We start from the raw sequence: 17,235 nt of genomic DNA on the forward strand, positions 1-17,235 counted from the left end.
CCCGTCCGTCCCCACCCGACAGAAACCGCCGGCCCGGCCGGACACCGGCCCGGCCGCCACGGACGACGAAAGCCCTGACGCAGAACGGAACGGCACCCATGACCAGGCTTGACCACGACACCGTACGCACGGTCGGCGACCTCCCCGTGGCCGAACGCCGCGACGACGCCTGGCGGACCCTGCTCGCCCAGGAGGAGCCGGTCCGCATGGCGGACGGCCTCGCGGTGACCGGCCTCGCAGCCGTCAAGGCGGTGCTCAGGGAACCCAACCGGTTCTCCGCCAAGAAGGCCTTCGACACCGTGGAGACCGGCTACCCCCTCATCCCCCTGGCCTTCGACCCGCCCGAGCAGACCCGCTACCGCCGCATCCTCCAGCCCTTCTTCAGCCCGCGCCGGATCCGGCCGCTGGAAGAGACCCTGCGGGCCCGGGCCGTCGCCCTCGTGGAGGCCGTCAAGGCCCGGGGCGCCTGCGACTTCGTGGCGGATGTCGCCGTGCCCTTCCCGGCCCAGGCACTGCTGACCCTGCTGGGGCTGCCCCTGGAGGACCACGTCCGGTTCACGGAGTGGAAGAACGCCGCCATCGAACTCACCGCCGACGCCTCCGGCGAACTGCCCCTGACCGACGAGGAACGGACCGCCCGGATCGGACGGACCATGGCCATGGGCGGCTACCTGGCCGAACTGATCCACACCCGTCGCGCCCACCCCGGCGACGACATCCTGAGCGAACTGCTCGCCATCGACGGCGCGGACCGCCTGAGCGACGACGAAGCCCTGGGGCTGTGCCTGATGTTCGTCATGGCCGGCCTGGAGACCGTCACCGACGCGCTGAGTCTCGGCATGGAGCGCCTGGCCACCCACCCCGAGCGGCGCCGGGAACTCGCGGACGACCTCTCCCTCGTACCGGCGGCGGTCGAGGAACTGCTGCGGCTGGACCCGCCGGCACCGTTCCTGCCGCGGGTCACCACCGAGGACGTCGAGATCGCCGGCTGCCCCGTGCCCGCCGGCACCTGGGTCAACGTCCATCTGTCCACGGCCAACCGGGACGAGGCCGGCTGCCCGCACGCCGAGACCATCGACTTCCATCGCCCGGACAACGCGCACACCAGCTTCGGCCTCGGCGCCCACCGCTGCCTCGGCGCCCACCTCGCACGCCTGGAAATGCAGCTCCTCCTTGAGGAGTGGCACCGCCGGATCCCCGAGTACACCATCACCGAGGGGACCCCCCACCGGGCGCGGCTGATACGCGCGAACATCGGCATGGAGTCGCTCCGGCTGACGCTCGGCGGCGCCTGACGAGCGAGGACGGGGCGTCGGCCGACGCCCCGTGGGCGCGGCGGGGCGGACCGGGCGGTGCGCCGCGGCCCCCCGACCGCGGCGCACCTGGGGCGTCCGGGGCCGCACGCCGCGGTCCCGGAACGAGGGTCAGCGGCGGCCCCAGCGCTTGATGTCGATCTCGTGCCGGCGGTCGTTGCGCAGGGTGGCGGTGTCGCGGCGGTTGTCCCAGGCGTAGTGGTGGCGGCCCTGGTGGACGTCGCGCCAGGTGTCGCGGCCCTTGCCGGTGCGCACGCGCACCTCCTGGTGGCCGTTGAGGCGCAGATGGCGGAAGCGGTAGGTCGTGTGGGTGCGCTCGCTGGTCAGGGTCCAGCCGGCGAGGTTGACCGCGTGGCGTCCGGTGTTCTTGACGGCGACCCACTCGGCGTTCAGGGACCGGTTGGAGCCGTCGTCGTGGCCGGGGCTGTCGGCCTGCACGGCGCCGATCACGACGGGGGAGCGGTGCTTGGCCGGCAGCGTGTGCGCGGCGGTGGCGCCGGCGGGCAGGGCCGCGGTGGCGACCAGGACGGCCGAGCCGAGAGCGACGGCGGCCGTACGAGTGGAACGGAACATGACGAACCTCCTGCGGGCAGCCCCGCAGACAGCGGGGCCGGTGTGCCTCGATGCCCGGACTGGCGCCGGGCGGACATCACTGTGCGCCCGCTCGGCAGACAGTGGTTGAAGAGATGACCGTCCATTACAGAACACGGACATTTGCACACCCGTGTCATGCCCGTGGTGCACGCCTCCGCGTGCGCCCGGACCTCGCGCGCCCCCGGCACGCCACCCCGAATGCGCCGCTGACCTGCGGCGTCGCTGGCCCCGATCGTCCTGGGTGTGGTGTTCCGTACGGGCGTGCCGGGGCGCTGCCGACCACTGCGAACGCGTGTCCATGCGTGAAGGGGTTCGCACGGTGGCCGCGGCCGGCCGAAGAACCGTTCAGGCCAGGCCGCGGGGGAAAAGCGTGCGTTTCCTTCGGGCGGATCACTCGTTTGGTCCGTTACGACGCGCTCAGCACCTCTGCCTGTCTCCGTCACGACTGACCAACGGGACCGGTCTGACCGGGCGTTCGCCGCTCCGGCGGCGCCACCCGGTCTCGGGGGCTGGGCGGTATCCCTTTCGGGATGCGGGCGTCCGGTCAACGCCGGGCTCCCGGTTCGTCACCTTCGGAAAGATGAAGGACCACACGTGCAACACATCGTGAAACAAAGCGTGCTGGTCGCCGCTACGGCGACCGGGATGCTGGCCGGCATGGGGGCGACTGCCGCCCACGCCGACGCCGGTGCGCAAGGGGCCGCCGTCGGGTCGCCGGGCGTGATCGCGGGCAACCTGCTCCAGGTCCCCGTGCACCTGCCGGTCAACGTCTGCGGCAACACCGTCAACGTCATCGGCCTGCTCAACCCGGTCTTCGGCAACCACTGCGCCAACCCCGGCGGACACCGCCCCCCGACCGGCCACAAGCCGCCGGGTCACAAACCACCCGGTCACAAGCCCCCAGGGCACAAGCCGCCGGGGCACAAGCCGCCGGGGCACAAGCCGCCCGGCAACCATCAGCCGCCTGGGCACAAGCCCCCAGGGCACAAGCCTCCGGGCCACCACCCGCCCGGCCACAAGCCTCCGGGCCACCAGCCGCCCGGCAATCACCAGCCGCCTGGGCACAAGCCTCCGGGCCACAAGCCTCCGGGCCACCAGCCTCCGGGCCACCAGCCTCCGGGCCACAAGCCTCCGGGCCACCAGCCGCCCGGCAATCACCAGCCGCCTGGGCACAAGCCTCCGGGCCACAAGCCTCCGGGCCACCAGCCTCCCGGTAACCACCAGCCGCCTGGGCACCAGCCCCCGAGCAACCAGCCTCCCGGCCACCAGCCCCCGGGGCACAAGCCGCCCGGCCACCAGCCGCCCGGCAACCACCAGCCCCCCGGGCACCAGCCTCCCGCGCACCAAACTCCGGGTGCTCCGGGGCCGGGCGGTCACCGGTCGCCCAGCGACCCCCGGTCGTCCGGTCAGCGGCCTCCGGCCGAGGTCGCCGGCGCGGTGGACTCCCGGACCGTGTCCGCGGCGCACCACCGCCCGTCGTCGTCCGCGGTGACACCGGCCGGCGGCAAGGGGCGGCAGGTCGCGCAGCGCACCGAGCAGTCGGCACTCGCGCAGACGGGAAGCGGTCACGTCGGTGCCGCGGCCGCCACGAGCGCCGCGCTCCTGCTCGGCGGGGCGGTGCTCATCCGACGCAGCCGCACCTCGCGCCCCTGACGTCCTAGCTCACCTCCTCCACCAGCCGCTACGGCGGTTCCCGGCCCCGGCCGGGAACCGCCGGGCGAGAACGCCGCATCCCGGCCCGGCGACGTCTCCGCTTCCCCGCCCGTAACGAAGATCTGCACGCCGGATCAACGAATGTGTGCAGCGCCGGGCAACGTGCATCACCGCACCCTTCACACGACCGGCACCGGGTGTCCTCAGCTCTGCCCGACCGGCGGCTCGGGGAAGAGCGTGCCCCGTCCGGAAGCCAGCTCCGTCCGGCGCCAGGTACGGCCGTCCTGGGCCAGCGCACGGATCGCGGCGGCACTGCCCGCGAAGACGGGCAGGAGGGAGCCGGTCGCGGTGCGCTGGATGAGCTTGCGCACGGCGGGATGCGGGCCGGCCAGGAGCAGTGCTCCACCGACCGAATGCAGCCGCATGGCCTTGCGGACCAGGATGGCCAGGGCGTCGATGGTCAGCCGGTGGACCGCCGACACATCCACGATCACCGTGGGCACCGTGGCGCGGCGGCGGATCATGGCGGCCAGGCACTCCACGGCGTCCCAGGAACCGTCGGGCAGGAGGAGCAGGTGGTACTGGGCAGGTCGGGTCAACAGAACGGAGACCTTCCGTGGGCGGAGCCGTACGCCTCGAACCCCAGGAGCGCGCGGCCCCAACGGCACAACGCGCTTACCGTGCCGTTGGCATACCCCCGCGCGCCGACACCACCCCGCCCCGTCGGGACGAGATTTCCTACGCACGGACCGGACCGGAACGGACCGGGTCGGACCGGAACACCTGACCATGTGGCTCACCGTGCGGGAAACGCGCTGGCCGGCGCCGCCCCCGCTCGCTCCCGCCGGCCACCGCCGCGACGATCGGCAGTCAGGCGCCGACGACCGCCGGGCTCGTCCTGTGGTGGATCTCCGCGCCCGCGCTGTCGACTGGCAGGTGCCGCCGCTTCCGATGCTCGCCGTCCAGGAACGCCGCTGCACCCCCTCCCGGCATCCTGCACCCTGGACAGTGAAGGCCGGGCAGGCCCGGGTGACAATGAGGAGGGTGGCATGGGCTCGCACTACGCCGTGGAGCTGATGCGTGCTGCCGACGGCCCGTGGGAGCGCCGTGAGGCGCTGGTCCACGGCGCACGGCGGTGGACGTACGGGCAGTTGGCACGGACCGTCCGTGGCATCGCGGCCGTGCTGCGCTCCTCGCCCGGCGCGCGGGACGGTGTCGCCGTACTGGCGGACAACCGGCCGGAGGTCATCGCCGTACAGTTCGCCGCGCACCTGCTCGGGTATCAGGTGGCCCTGCTGGCCCCGGGCTCGACGTACGCCGAGCGGGAGGAACTACTGCGCCACAGTGGGACGGGAGCGCTGGTCTCCGCCCCCGCCCACGCCGCCTCCGCCCGGGCGCTGGCCGCCACGACCGGCATCGGGGAACTGCTGTCCCTGGGCCCGGCGCCGTCCTGTCGCGACCTGGTGGCGGAGGCGGCCGCGCGGCCCGCGGAGCCGGCGCTGCCCGCGGCGCCCGCCGAGCGGGTACGGACCTTGCTGTGCACGGGCGGCACGACGGGCCTGCCCAAAGGTGTCGTGCACACGCATGGCCTGTACGACGCGCTGGCCGCGCTCGTGGGCGCCCACGGTCTGGCCCTTCCGGGCGAACGGCGGCTGGTGTGCACGCCCCTGAGCCACGTCAGCGGGCACTTCGCGCTGCCCACCCTCCTGTCGGGAGGCACCCTGGTCCTCCATGACGGATGCGACCCCGGCGCGGTCCTGGAGACCATCGCCTCGGAGCGCATCAACGCACTGGTGCTGACCTCGCCCCTGATGTACCAGGTGCTGGACCACCCCGCCCTGTCCGTGACCGACCACTCCACCCTGCGCTGCCTCGGTTACGGCGCCGCGCTCACCCCACTGCGGCGGCAGCGGCAGGCCCTCGACCGTCTCGGCCCGGTGTTGCAGCACATCTACGGCCTGACGGAAGCCGGAGTGGTCACCTTGCTCCAGCCCGGCGACCACCACGCCGACCGCCCGGAGAGCCTGGCCGGTGCCGGCCGCCCGGTGCCCGGCATGAGGGTCGAGGTACGCGACGACGCAGGCCGGCGGCTTCCGGCGGGCCGGGCGGGGGAGGTGTGGGTCCGGGGCCCGAGCGTGATGGCCGGCTACCTCGGCCACCCGGCGGCCACGGAGGAGGCGATCCGGGACGGCTGGCTGCGTACCGGGGACATCGGCAGCGTGGACGCGTCCGGCGCTCTCTTCCTGCGGGCCAGGAAGAACGAAGTGATCATGCTCGCGTCCGGAGCGCGCGTCTATCCCCGGGTGGTGGAGGAGGCGCTGCTGAGCCACCCGGCCGTGCGCGCGGCCGCCGTCATCGGCGTCCCGGACGGGGCCGACGGCGAACGGGTGCACGCGACCGTCGTCCCGCACCCGGGCCGCGCCCTCGACCCCGCCGCCCTGCGTGCCCATGTACGGGCCGAGCTGGGCCAGGACTCCATGGTCCCGGAGTCCGTGGCCACCGTCGCGCGGCTGCCCATGACCCGTACCGGCAAGGTCGACAGGACGGCACTCAAGGACCTGCGCGCCTCGGACGGCAACTGACACCGTGCCGGGCCCATCGGTCAGGAGGTTGGTGCCTCAGGCGGTCACGCCACACCACCGGTCGGGCACCTCAGGCGGCAACGCCGGCTGAGATCATGTTCCGGCAGGCCGAAGCATGACCGGGCCCGGCAGGCCGGATCCGTACGCCCCGCGCCTCCTCCAAAAGCAAAAGTCGGGACCGTTCGGCCCTGGCCACCGGCCCGGCCGTTTCCCTGACGGGCCCGCCCCGGACGTGACGGAGTCCGGACGGAGACCTGCAACACCCGCCCCTGGCTGGGTATGTTGGTCGCCGTACCGGCGCGGTCACATCTCGTGGGGCGGCCGGTCGTGGCGCCCCTCGCCGGGGTGCCCGAGCGACGGGAGAGCAGGGAATGAGCCAGGACGCGCGACCACAGTCCAGCACCGTCGACGTCAGTGTCCCGAGCGTGGCGCGGATGTACGACTACTACCTCGGCGGCAAGGACAACTACGCCGTGGACCGTGCGGCGTGCGAGGAACTGAACAAGGTCGTGCCGAGCACCCGGGTCCTGGCCGTCAACAACCGCCGCTTCCTGCGGCGGGTGGTCCACTGGCTGGCCCAGGAGCAGGGCGTACGGCAGTTCATCGACCACGGATCGGGCCTGCCCACCCAGGACAACGTCCACCAGGTCGCCCAGCGGGTCGCCCCGGAATCACGGGTCGTCTACGTCGACAACGACCCCATCGTGCTGGCCCACGGCCGCGCGCTGCTGGAGGAGAACGAGAACACCGCGGTCATCCAGGCCGACATGCGCGACACCGAGGGCATCATGAGCCATCCCGAGGTCGAGCGGCTGATCGACTTCGATCAGCCGGTGGCCGCGCTGTTCGTGTCCGTCCTGCACTGCATCCCGGACGCCGACGACCCCGCCGGCCTGATCAGGCGGGTCGCGGAACGCCTGGTCCCGGGCAGCTTCCTGGTCGTGTGCCAGCTCGTCAGCGAGGACCAGGACACCCGCGACTTCGTCACCGAGTTCATGCGGGTCAGCACCCAGGGCCAGTGGGGCCGGGTCCGCACGGCCGCCGAACTCGCCGCGTTCCTGGACGGCCTGGAGATCCTCGAACCGGGCCTGGTGGAGGTGTCGACCTGGAAGCCGGACGCCGACATCGGCCCCAGGCAGCTCACCCTGGAGTGGATCGAGTACGGCGGGGTCGCCCGCAAGCGGTAGCGATGGCGTGCCGGCGCCCGGGCCGGGCGTCCCGGGCGGCCGGCTGTGGTACGGCGCGCCGTGCTGCGGAACGCCCCGACGATCAGCCCTGCTCCGTACTCCTGATCAGCTCCTCCAGGATGGCCATGGTCCCGCGAGGCGACTCGGCCTGGGCGCTGAGCCGGTCCATCACGGCGAGGTAGTGGTCGACGTCGTCGCGCTTGTCCAGGTAGAGCGCGCTGGTCAGTTGCTCCAGATAGACGATGTCGGGCAGGTCCGGCTCCAGGAAGCGCAGGATCGTGATCGGCCCGCCCGCGGCCGCGTGCCCGCCCAGGTGGAACGGGGCGGCCTGGACGGTGACGTTGGGCAGTTGCGCCATGTCCAGAAGGTGCCGCAACTGGCCCGCCATGATGCCGGGGCCGCCGATCGGCCGCCGCAGAGACGCCTCGTCGAGCACCGCCCACAGCCGGGGCGCGCCGTGCGCGGTGAGCAGCGCCTGCCGTTGCAGACGCAGTTCCACCCGGCGGTCGATCTCCTTCCTGGACGCCTGCGGGTTGCCGAGCCGGCACACCGCCTGGGCGTACTCCGGCGTCTGCAACAGCCCGGGCACGAACTGCACTTCGTAGGTACGGATGACGGAGGCGGCTTCCTCCAGACCGATGAGGGTCTCGAACCAGCCGGGCAGTACGTCGTTGTACCGGTGCCACCATCCGGGTGTGCTGGTCCCGCGGGCCAGTGACAGGAACTCGGCGCGCTCCTGCTCGTCCGTGACCCGGTAGAGCGTCAGCAGATCGGCCACGTCGCGTTCCTTGCAGCCGACGCGGCCCAGTTCCAGACGGCTGATCTTGGCGTGCGAGCCCCGGATGGCGTCCCCGGCCGCCTCGCGCGTGACGCCTGCCGCCTCCCGCAGCCGGCGCAACTGCGTGCCCAGGATGATCCGCAGGACCGTGGGGCCGCCTCTGGGGTGTTCGATGTGACGGCGCGGGGGCGGGACGCGCCCCGGCTGCGCGGCGACCATGCTGACTCCCCTGTCGGTCGGATGAAAGCTCAGTGTCCCACCGCCTCAACTGTTCGTACAGCGGCGGTGATTATCCGGCCGACATATGCGTCAGCCGAGCCCGGCCAGGTCGTCGAAGTCCCCGTCCTTGGCTCCTTGGACGAAGGCCGCGATCTCGTCGCGGGTGTAGACCAGTGCGGGTCCACCCGGGTGCCGGGAGTTGCGTACCGCCACCCCGCCGTCGGCGAGAACGGCCAGTTCGACGCAGTTCCCATTCGGGTTGCTGCGAGAGCTCTTGCGCCACACCGCACCTTCGACAGCGTCGGCGCATACGCCGTTGGGCCATGACTCCATCAACTTTCTCCTTACTGGAGGAACTGTCTCCGCCCGTTACGGGCCCGTACGCGCGGTGGCGTGAAACGGGCCCTACGCGGCTGTTCTTGCCGATGCAATTGCAGATGTACTTGCAGCGGATGGCGCCCGACGAGGATATTAGCCCTCTCGAACTGCGCGGCCCAGCCCCCGAAATGCCCGATGGCGGAGATCGTGATGACTACACATCCGGCACCGACCGTGCACGACGTCCTCCAGGAGGAGGCGGGTGAGGACCGGCCGACGGGCGGCCTCAACGCCTTCGCCGTGTGTGCGCTCAGCGGCGCCTACAGCGCCGTGGCGGAAGCCCGCCGCTTCACCGCCGCCACCCTCGAAGGGTGGGGTGTCCACGCGTCGGTCGTCTCGGACGCGGTCCTGGTGGTCTCGGAACTCGCCGGCAACGCCCTGCGCCATGCCACCCCGAGGGACGCGGGCGGCGCGCAGCCGCGGCCGGACGTGGTGTGCGCGGCCTGGCTGGCCCTGGCACACCAGGATTCCGGTGTCCTGTGCGCGGTGTCCGACTCCAGCCGTGCCGTGCCCGCGCTCGCGGCCCAGGACCCGCTCGCGGAGGGGGGACGGGGCCTGTGGATCATCGACCGGCTCAGCGAGTCCTGGGGCTGGACCCACCCGGACCACTCGGGCAAGACGGTCTGGGCCCAGCTTCCGGCCCCGAAGCCCAACGGATGAGCGACGGCCTGGCTCGTCGCTCCCCGGCGGCTCGTACCAGCCCGCCCGGGCTCTCACCCGCAGGCGCCTCGCCGGCCGGGGTGGCAGGTGTACGGCCGCCACTCGGCCTGACGCATGCGTCGTACCGGGAGCCGGGCAGGCGGCCCCGCTCGTTGACGCGAACCTGTCCCACACGTTCACTTGAGGAGTACCTGACGTCCACGAGCGAAGGCGGTTGAGCATGGCGGCAGTGCGCAGGCCCGGCATCCTGACGACGGCGGACACCGACGCCCGCGCACGGACCGGGGACCACACGAGATGACGGCCCCAGCGGCCACGCCGGCCGGCGCCGAGGACACTCCCGCTTCGCCGGTCCATTCCCACAACGAGTGGGACCCGCTGGAAGAGATCATCGTAGGACGCCTCGACGGCGCGACGATCCCCTCCCACCACCCGGTCGTGACCTGCAACATTCCGCCGTGGGCGGCGCGACTGCAGGGGCTGGCGGCCGGCTTCAAGTACCCGCGGGTTCTGGTCGAACGGGCCCAGCGGGAACTCGACGGGTTCATCGCCCTCCTGGAGTCCCTCGACGTCACCGTCAGACGCCCGGACACGGCCGACCACAGGCAGCGCTTCGGCACCCCCGACTGGTCGTCACGCGGCTTCTGCAACACCTGCCCGCGCGACAGCCTGCTCGTGATCGGTGACGAGATCATCGAGACCCCGATGGCCTGGCCGTGCCGGTACTTCGAGACCCACTCCTACCGCACGGTCCTCAAGGACTACTTCCGGCGTGGCGCACGCTGGACGGCGGCACCGAAACCGCAGCTCACCGACGAACTGTTCGAGGCGGAATTCCGGGTCCCCGAACCGGGCGAGCCCATGCGCTACATCCTCACCGAGTTCGAGCCGGTGTTCGACGCGGCGGATTTCGTGCGCGCCGGACGCGACCTGTTCGTGACGCGCAGCAACGTCACCAACCGGATGGGCATCGACTGGCTGCGCCGCCACCTGGGACCCGGCTACCGCATCCACGAGATCGAGAGCCGCTGCCCCACCCCGATGCACATCGACACCACGCTCGTCCCGCTCGCGCCCGGCAAGGTCCTGGTCAACCCCGAGTACATCGACGTCGACCGCCTGCCCGACGTCCTGTCCTCGTGGGACGTCCTGGTCGCCCCGGAGCCCACCCCGGTCGACGGGCGCCTGCTCAAGCTCACCTCGCTGTGCGGCAAATGGCTCAGCATGAACGTCCTCATGATCGACGAAAAGCGGGTGATCGCGGAGCGGCACCACACCGACATGCTGCGCGCACTCGAGAAGTGGGGCTTCGAACCCATCCCGTGCGACCTGCTGCACTACGCGCCGTTCGGCGGCTCGTTCCACTGCGCGACCCTCGACATCCGACGCCGTGGCACCCTCGAATCGTACGTCGACTGACCGGCGGACCGGCGCCGGCGGGCGGCCACCGCACCTGGGCGGGCCTCTCGTGGGAGAGGCCCGCCGGCGTATGACGTGGTTCAGTGAGCCCGGTGGCGGGCGCGGGCTTCGGCGGCGGTCTTCAGGTCGCGCAGCCATCCTTCGAGGCCGTCGCGGAGAATCCTGGTCGCGGTGGGGGCGTCCGCCTCGACCTGGGCGCCGGTGTGCGTTTCCTCGGTGCTCACCCGGACGCCGCCGCGCACCTTGGTGAAGTTCCAGACGTGGACACCATCGATGTGCAGTCCTTCGGCGATCGCCGGACCGGTCCAGCGGACGCAGGAGTCGCGCCGGAGTTGCTCGACGGTCGAGGTGATCTCCAGGCTGGTGGCGGGAGTCGCGGGATTGGGGGGTATCGGGGTCGTCCACCGGAAGGCCGACCCCTTGAGCAGCGGGCCGTGGTCGAGGCGATGGGCGCTCTTCACGGGCGTCTGCCAGGAGGGCCAGCGCTCCACGTCGGTCTGCAGCTTCCAGATGGTGTGCAAGGGTGCGTTGATCACGGTCTCGGTCCTGTGGCGCACGCGCGCGTCGGGGGCGACGCCCTTCCCACGGCAGGTGAGGGGCTTGTCGGGGTGCGAGGTGGCCCCGGCCGGTACGACAGCGGTTCCGAGGAGGCCGAGGGCTAGCGGGACGGTGAACAGGGCGGCGCGAACGCCGGTGCTGCGGATGCCGGACATGGTGTTCCTTCGGTCGGTTGGCGGGCGAGCGGAAGTGGGGCGGCGCCGTGGTGGGTGGGGGGGCGCGGTCGGGGGTGGGCGTCACCACGGGGAGAGGCGGCGGGCGGGGGGCGCTGGAGAGTGACGAGAAGTGTGGTTAGAGGCTCGTGCTGTAGTTATAGGCTATAACTGCACGAGGTGAGGGGTCAACGGGTCGGTGGACGGCCCTCGGCTTCCTCCGCCAGGGCGGCCCCCTGTACGTACGGGCGACGAATTCCCGCCGCTCGCTCCGTGGCGGCCGGGTGCCGGGCCGGCGCCGCGACCGGGCCCGTCGCCGGGCAGGTGCTGCTTCGGGGCGCTTCCGCCATGCCCTACAGAAGGGGCTTAAAACCGCCTAAAGGGTGTGTTTGGCGGTCATCCGGCAGGGGAGTGATCTCCTCGCTCTCAAGATTGTTCTCGCGGTGACCGCACCGCAACACCACCACTTCAGCCACAGTTCCGAGACAGGAGCCCGCCCATGCTGCCCACCATGTCGCGTCCCGACCGTGAACGTTTCCTCGCCGAACCGCGGGTGGGGGTCCTGGGCGTGACGGACTCCAGAGACGGTGACCGGGCCCCGCTGATCGTGCCCGTCTGGTACGGCTACGAGCCCGGGGGCGAGGTCGTCGTCGAGACGGGGCGCGAGTCCATCAAGGGCCGACTCCTGCGCGCCGCCGGGCGGTTCAGCCTCTGCGTGCAGGACGAGGGACGGCCCTATCGGTACGTCAGCGTCGAGGGGCCCGTCACGGCGATCGACGACCCGTTGGACCCTGCTGTGCGTGAGGCCCTCGCCCATCGGTACCTCGACGCCGAGGAGGCCCGCGGATACCTGGCGGCGACCTCCCATCAGCTCGATGACGACATCGTCTTCCGGATGCGCCCACAGCACTGGCGCTGCGCCGACTTCGCCGCCTTCGCGGCCGACTTCGCCGAAGGGGGCGCCGGCGAGGGCGCCGGTGCGAACTGAGCGCGCCCGCCCGCGCACCGCAGTACCACACGAAAGCCGTTGGAGCGAGAGAGACTTGATGACCCACACGTTCGTTTCCGCACGCCCGTTGTCCCAGGAGCGGGGCCAGGCCGTCGGCGCGCCCGCGCCCGGCTACCCCCGGGACAGCCGCATCCCGGAGCTGTTCGAGGCGCAGGCCGCGGAGCTGCCGCACGCCTTGGCGGCCCGGCACGGGGAGCGCGTCCTGACGTACGGGCAACTCGACGCCCACGCCGACGCGTTGGCGGCACGGCTGGCCGCCCATGGGGTCCGTCCCGGTGACCTGGTCGGCGTGTGCGGCGGCCGTTCGCTGGAGGCGCTGGTGGCCCTGGTGGGCATCCTCAAGGCCGGCTGCGCGTACGTACCGCTCGACGAGGACCTGCCGCCGGCCCGGCTGCGGGCCATGGCCGAGGACGCGGGGCTCGGCGCCGCGGTCACCTTGCCGGGCAGCACGCGCCGGGTGCGCGGTCTACGCGTGTCGGTCGAGGTCGGTTCCCTCGACGAGCCCGCCGCTACCGGCACCGATGCCCACCGCACGGCCACCGCCCGTACGAGCCCCACCCGTTCGGGTTCTCCCCGCACCGCAGCCGCCCCCACCGGCTCCGCCACCGACTGTGCCTACGTCGCCTTCACCTCGGGTACGACAGGCCGCCCCAAGCCGGTCGCGCTGTCCCACCGCGGGGTGGTCCGCCTCGTCCTGTCCGACCCCGGCCTGGCCCCGCCCGCGCCGGGTGACGGAGTGCTGCACGCCTACGGCCTGTCCTCCGACGCCTCGACGATCGAGATCTGGGGCGCGCTGCTGACCGGCGCCTGCCTGGTCATCGCCGACCGGGAGGAACTGCTCTCGCCCACCGCCCTGGAGCGGCTGTTCCAGGAGAGCGGCGTCACCGTGGCGTACCTGACGACGAGCGTCTTCCACCTCGTCGCCCGGACGCGCCCCGAGGCACTGGCTCCCCTGCGCTTCGTCTCCGCCGGCGGGGAGGCGATGGACCCGCACCTCGCGAACGCCGTCCTCGCGGCCTGCCCCGGCACCACGGTGGTCAACTTCTACGGGCCGACCGAGAACGGCGTCGTCTCCGCCGCCCACGTGCTCAGCCCCCTCCCCGACAACGCCGCGCACGTCCCCCTGGGCCGCCCCTTCGGCGCTTCCACCTGCCACGTGCTGCGGGCCGACGGCTCGCGCGCACGGCCCGGCGAGGAAGGGGAGCTGTACGTCGGCGGGGACGGGCTGGCGCTGGGCTACCTCGGCGACCCCGAGCTGACCGCCGAACGGTTCGTGGCGCTGCCCGCGGTGGAGCCGCACGGGCTGCTGTACCGGACCGGTGACCGGGCCGTACGGCACGCCGACGGCCTGCTGGAATACCGCGGGCGACTCGACCGCCAGGTCAAGCTGCGCGGCGCCCGCGTCGAGCTGGACGAGGTGGAGACCCGATTACGAGCCCACCCCGAGGTCGGCGAAGCGGCCGTCGAAGTCGACGCGCACTCCCTGACCGCCTATGTCACGGCCACCGTCCCCGGCCGTCCGCTGCCGCTGCCCGACCTGCGCGCGTACTGCGCCACGTGGCTGCCTCCGCAGGCCGTCCCCACGCTGGTGCCGCTGGACCGCTTCCCGGTGACCAGCGGCGGCAAGATCGACCGTACGCGGCTGAAGTCCGCCGCCCCGCTGCCCGCCACGGGGGAGCCGGCCGTACCATCGCCCACCCCCGGACATGCCACCGCGCCCGCGCGGGACCCGTACGGCCCCGAGGTCTCCGACGGCCTGCTCAGTCTCCTCACGGAGGTGTGGCAGCGAGTCCTGCGCGTCCGGCCCACGCCCCAGGACGACTTCTTCCTCCTCGGCGGAGACTCCCTGCTCGCCTCGGAGGCCGTCACCCGCACCCTCGCCGCGCTCGGCCTCGACGCCGCCCATGGCTCCGCCCTCATCAGGGCCCTGCTGGGCGCGCCCACCCTCGAAAGCTTCACCGCCGCCGTACGCGAAGCCCGCGGTGCCGGCGGCCCGGCGGGCGGAAACGAACCCGTCGTCGACTTCGCCGAGGAGACGGAACTCGGCTTCACCCTCCCGCCCGCGGAAGGCCCGGCACCGCGCCCGCACGACGCGCAGGACATCCTGCTCACGGGTGCTTCCGGGTTCGTCGGCGCGTTCCTGCTGCACCGTCTGCTGCACACGACGGCCGCCCGGATCCACTGCCCCGTACGGGCGACCGGCCCCGCCCACGCCCGGCAGCGGGTCCGTACCGCGCTCACCCGCTACGGGCTGCACCTCGACGAGGCCGACTGGCGGCGCGTGGAGTGCTTCCCCGGGGATCTGACCCAGCCGCGGCTGGGGCTCGACGCCGACCACGCCGACGCCCTGGCCCGCTGCCTGGACCTGGTCGTGCACAACGGCGCCCGGGTCAACTTCCTCTACCCCTACCAGCAGTTGCGCCCGGCGAACGTCGGCGGAACCCGTGAGGTCGTCCGGATCGCCGCGCCCCGCCGGGTGCCGGTGCACTTCGTGTCCACCGTCGCCGTCGTCGCCGGCTTCGGCACCGCCGGGGTACGCGAGGTGGACGAGGACCTGCCGCCGGACCACGCCGACGGGCTGACCATGGGGTACGCGGAGAGCAAGTGGGTCGCCGAAGGCGTGCTGCGGCAGGCGGCCGAGCAGGGCCTGCCGGTGGCCGTGTACCGGCCGTACGAGGTCACGGGCGACCGGACGCACGGCGCGTGCAACACCGAGACGGCCATCTGCTCGCTGTTCAAGATGATCGCCGACACGGGACTGGCCCCCGACATCGAGCTGCCGATGGACTTCGTCCCCGTCGACCACCTCGCCGAGTCCTTGGTCCACATCGCCACCCACCGCCCGGCCGACGGCCGGGTCTACCACCTGACCAACCCGCGCCCGGCGATGCTGTCCGACGTCCTGGACCGGATGCGTGCCGCGGGCTTCGACCTGCGCATCCTGCCGTACGACGCGTGGGTCGGCGAGCTGGTCCGGCACGTCGCCGAGAACCCGACGAGCGCCACGGCGCCGTTCGTGTCCCTGTGCGTGGACCGCAGCCGCACCGCCGACATGTCCGTCAAGGAGATGTACCTCAAGGGCACCTTCCCCGTACTGGGGCGGCGCAACGCGGAGGAGGCGCTGGCCGGCAGCGGACTGCACTGCCCACCGGTCGACGCCGCTCTGCTGGACCGCTACCTGGAGTACTTCTTCGTCTCCGGCTACCTCACGCGCCCGGCGCCGGGATCCGCGCCCGCGTCCGAGCCCGTGACGGAAGCCGCGTCCGAGCCCGTGACTGAATCCGTGCCCGCGACGCGCAACGGCCCGGGCCCCGACATATCGCGCACCGCCACGACGGGATCGGAGCACCGCCGATGAGTCATCCCACGAGCCAACCCGAAGCCCCAGTCCCCGAAGCCCCAGACCCCAAGGTTCCGGCTCCGGAAGCCCCAGCTTCCGAAGCGCCTGTCTTCGAGGCCTTTGTCCCGGCGGCCTCCGTCCCCGGCGACCTCGGCCCCGAAGCCCTCATCCCGGTCCCGGAGGTCGCACCCGGTACCGCCGGGCCGCCGTGCGCCTATGCCCGTCTGCGGGCCGAAGCGCCCGTCGTCAAGGCCCAGCTTCCCAACGGGGAGGCAGGCTGGCTCCTCAGCCGTTACGAGGACGTGCGTGCCGCGTTCGCCGATCCCCGGCTCGTCCGGCCGCTGCTGTCGGCCTGGCCGCCCCGCGAGGGGGAGGAGGCCCCGCCGCCGTGCCTGCCGACCTTCCTGGAGATGACGGGCGCGCACCACGAACGCGTACGGCGTACCGTCCTGCCGATGTTCGGCCGACGGCAGTTGGCGTTCATGGAGCCCCGGATCCGCGCGACGGCCGGGGAACTCGTCGACGCGATGGTGGCCGGGGCGGACGGCGGCACCGCGGACCTCGTCGCCTCCTACGCCGAGCCGCTGCCCCTACGGGTGCTGTGCGAGACCGTGGGCCTGCCGTACGAGGACCGTGAGAGCTACCTGCCGCACACACTCGCGCTCCTGGGTGCCTCCGGGCTGTCGATGCAGGAGGTGCTTGCGGCCCTGTACGCCCTTCAGGACTACGCCGGCGAGCTGATCAGCCGTAAGGAACGGGACGGCGACGGCGCGGACTACATCGGGCTGCTGCTGGCCCGGGCCCGGCGGCCGGACAGCGAGATCACCCGGGACGACGTGGTCAGCTTCGTCGTCACCATGCTCATGGCCGGCTACAAGACCAACATCCAGCACACGGGCAACGCCCTGCTCACGCTGCTCAACCACCCCGAGCAACTGCGGACGCTGCGCGAGGCGCCCGAGCGGACGGGCACCGCGGTGGAGGAACTGCTGCGCTACGTCCCGCTGATGAACGCCATCAACATTCTCGTGGCGACCGAGGACCTCACCCTGCACGGACAGCACATCCGCGCCGGTGACGCGGTCGTCCCCGTACCGGCGTCCGCCAACCGCGACCCGGCGGCGTTCGCCGAGCCCGACCGCCTGGACCTGACCCGCACGCCCAACGCGCACGTCGCCTTCGGACACGGCCCGCACGCGTGCACCGGCGGGCACCTGACCCGTATGCAGCTCACCATCGCCATCCAGGTGCTGCTGGAACGGCTGCCCGGCATCGAACTGGCCGTTCCGGCCGAGAGCATCGACTGGGACGAGTCCACCCCGCTGCGCGCTCCGGCCCGGCTTCCCGTGCGCTGGTGAGGCCTCGCGGCGCCGACCCCCACTGACGGCCGGGT

Annotated in this window: 14 protein-coding genes and 1 pseudogene; 10 read left to right on the forward strand and 5 right to left on the reverse strand. The window is 72.5% G+C overall.

Annotated features, from left to right (window positions below; all coding sequences use genetic code 11):
• The first annotated feature begins 98 nt into the window (after positions 1 to 98).
• A complete protein-coding gene (locus ACH4EB_RS33095; protein WP_398351920.1) occupies positions 99 to 1,295 on the forward strand; it encodes a cytochrome P450 in 1,197 nt (398 codons plus the stop codon).
• Between the two features lie 129 nt (positions 1,296 to 1,424).
• On the opposite strand, the gene ACH4EB_RS33100 is transcribed toward ACH4EB_RS33095, so the two are convergent.
• Complete coding sequence (locus ACH4EB_RS33100) at positions 1,425 to 1,886, reverse strand: lamin tail domain-containing protein (protein ID WP_398351921.1); 462 nt, start codon at positions 1,884 to 1,886, stop codon at positions 1,425 to 1,427.
• Between the two features lie 678 nt (positions 1,887 to 2,564).
• On the opposite strand from ACH4EB_RS33100, the pseudogene ACH4EB_RS33105 reads away from it, so the two are divergent.
• Positions 2,565 to 2,729, forward strand: a pseudogene (locus ACH4EB_RS33105) (chaplin); the annotation flags it as partial.
• 615 nt (positions 2,730 to 3,344) lie between these two features.
• Entirely contained in the window at positions 3,345 to 3,560 is a 216-nt protein-coding gene (locus ACH4EB_RS33110) for an LPXTG cell wall anchor domain-containing protein (protein ID WP_398351990.1), read from the forward strand.
• A gap of 203 nt (positions 3,561 to 3,763) precedes the next feature.
• On the opposite strand, the gene ACH4EB_RS33115 is transcribed toward ACH4EB_RS33110, so the two are convergent.
• The gene (locus ACH4EB_RS33115; protein ID WP_398351922.1) at positions 3,764 to 4,159 is read right to left on the reverse strand and encodes an STAS domain-containing protein; all 396 of its coding nucleotides are present in this window, start codon (positions 4,157 to 4,159) and stop codon (positions 3,764 to 3,766) included.
• A gap of 450 nt (positions 4,160 to 4,609) precedes the next feature.
• Here ACH4EB_RS33115 and ACH4EB_RS33120 point away from each other — a divergent pair, with 450 nt between their 5' ends.
• Both ACH4EB_RS33120 and ACH4EB_RS33125 read left to right on the forward strand, forming a co-directional pair.
• Positions 4,610 to 6,142, forward strand: coding sequence for a class I adenylate-forming enzyme family protein (locus ACH4EB_RS33120; protein WP_398351923.1), 1,533 nt, complete (start codon positions 4,610 to 4,612; stop codon positions 6,140 to 6,142).
• Positions 6,143 to 6,513: 371 nt separating this feature from the next.
• A complete protein-coding gene (locus ACH4EB_RS33125; protein ID WP_398351925.1) occupies positions 6,514 to 7,329 on the forward strand; it encodes an SAM-dependent methyltransferase in 816 nt (271 codons plus the stop codon).
• An 82-nt stretch (positions 7,330 to 7,411) separates the two neighbouring features.
• Here the strand turns inward: ACH4EB_RS33125 and ACH4EB_RS33130 are convergent, their stop codons facing one another.
• Together ACH4EB_RS33130 and ACH4EB_RS33135 are read right to left on the reverse strand one after the other, a co-directional pair.
• A complete protein-coding gene (locus ACH4EB_RS33130) occupies positions 7,412 to 8,326 on the reverse strand; it encodes a helix-turn-helix domain-containing protein (protein WP_398351927.1) in 915 nt (304 codons plus the stop codon).
• Between the two features lie 90 nt (positions 8,327 to 8,416).
• A complete protein-coding gene (locus ACH4EB_RS33135; RefSeq protein ID WP_398351928.1) occupies positions 8,417 to 8,659 on the reverse strand; it encodes a DUF397 domain-containing protein in 243 nt (80 codons plus the stop codon).
• A gap of 195 nt (positions 8,660 to 8,854) precedes the next feature.
• Here ACH4EB_RS33135 and ACH4EB_RS33140 point away from each other — a divergent pair, with 195 nt between their 5' ends.
• Together ACH4EB_RS33140 and ACH4EB_RS33145 are read left to right on the forward strand one after the other, a co-directional pair.
• Positions 8,855 to 9,364 carry an ATP-binding protein gene (locus ACH4EB_RS33140; RefSeq protein ID WP_398351930.1) on the forward strand — a complete coding sequence of 170 codons (510 nt, stop codon included), beginning with the start codon at positions 8,855 to 8,857 and terminating at the stop codon, positions 9,362 to 9,364.
• 297 nt (positions 9,365 to 9,661) lie between these two features.
• Complete coding sequence (locus ACH4EB_RS33145) at positions 9,662 to 10,783, forward strand: amidinotransferase (RefSeq protein ID WP_398351932.1); 1,122 nt, start codon at positions 9,662 to 9,664, stop codon at positions 10,781 to 10,783.
• 80 nt (positions 10,784 to 10,863) lie between these two features.
• On the opposite strand, the gene ACH4EB_RS33150 is transcribed toward ACH4EB_RS33145, so the two are convergent.
• Entirely contained in the window at positions 10,864 to 11,496 is a 633-nt protein-coding gene (locus tag ACH4EB_RS33150) for an SRPBCC family protein (protein WP_398351933.1), read from the reverse strand.
• A 496-nt stretch (positions 11,497 to 11,992) separates the two neighbouring features.
• Between ACH4EB_RS33150 and ACH4EB_RS33155 the strand changes: the two genes are divergently transcribed.
• Genes ACH4EB_RS33155 through ACH4EB_RS33165 form a run of 3 tightly spaced genes read left to right on the forward strand, consistent with a single transcriptional unit; the run spans position 11,993 to position 17,200 of the window.
• Entirely contained in the window at positions 11,993 to 12,481 is a 489-nt protein-coding gene (locus ACH4EB_RS33155; protein WP_398351934.1) for a pyridoxamine 5'-phosphate oxidase family protein, read from the forward strand.
• Positions 12,482 to 12,539: 58 nt separating this feature from the next.
• A complete protein-coding gene (locus ACH4EB_RS33160; RefSeq protein ID WP_398351935.1) occupies positions 12,540 to 15,860 on the forward strand; it encodes an amino acid adenylation domain-containing protein in 3,321 nt (1,106 codons plus the stop codon).
• The gene (locus ACH4EB_RS33165) at positions 15,857 to 17,200 is read left to right on the forward strand and encodes a cytochrome P450 (protein WP_398351936.1); all 1,344 of its coding nucleotides are present in this window, start codon (positions 15,857 to 15,859) and stop codon (positions 17,198 to 17,200) included. Before ACH4EB_RS33160 ends, ACH4EB_RS33165 begins: the two co-directional genes overlap by 4 nt.
• The last annotated feature ends 35 nt before the right edge of the window (positions 17,201 to 17,235 follow it).

It is taken from the genome of Streptomyces sp. NPDC018045 (assembly GCF_044327445.1).
GTDB lineage: Bacteria > Actinomycetota > Actinomycetes > Streptomycetales > Streptomycetaceae > Streptomyces.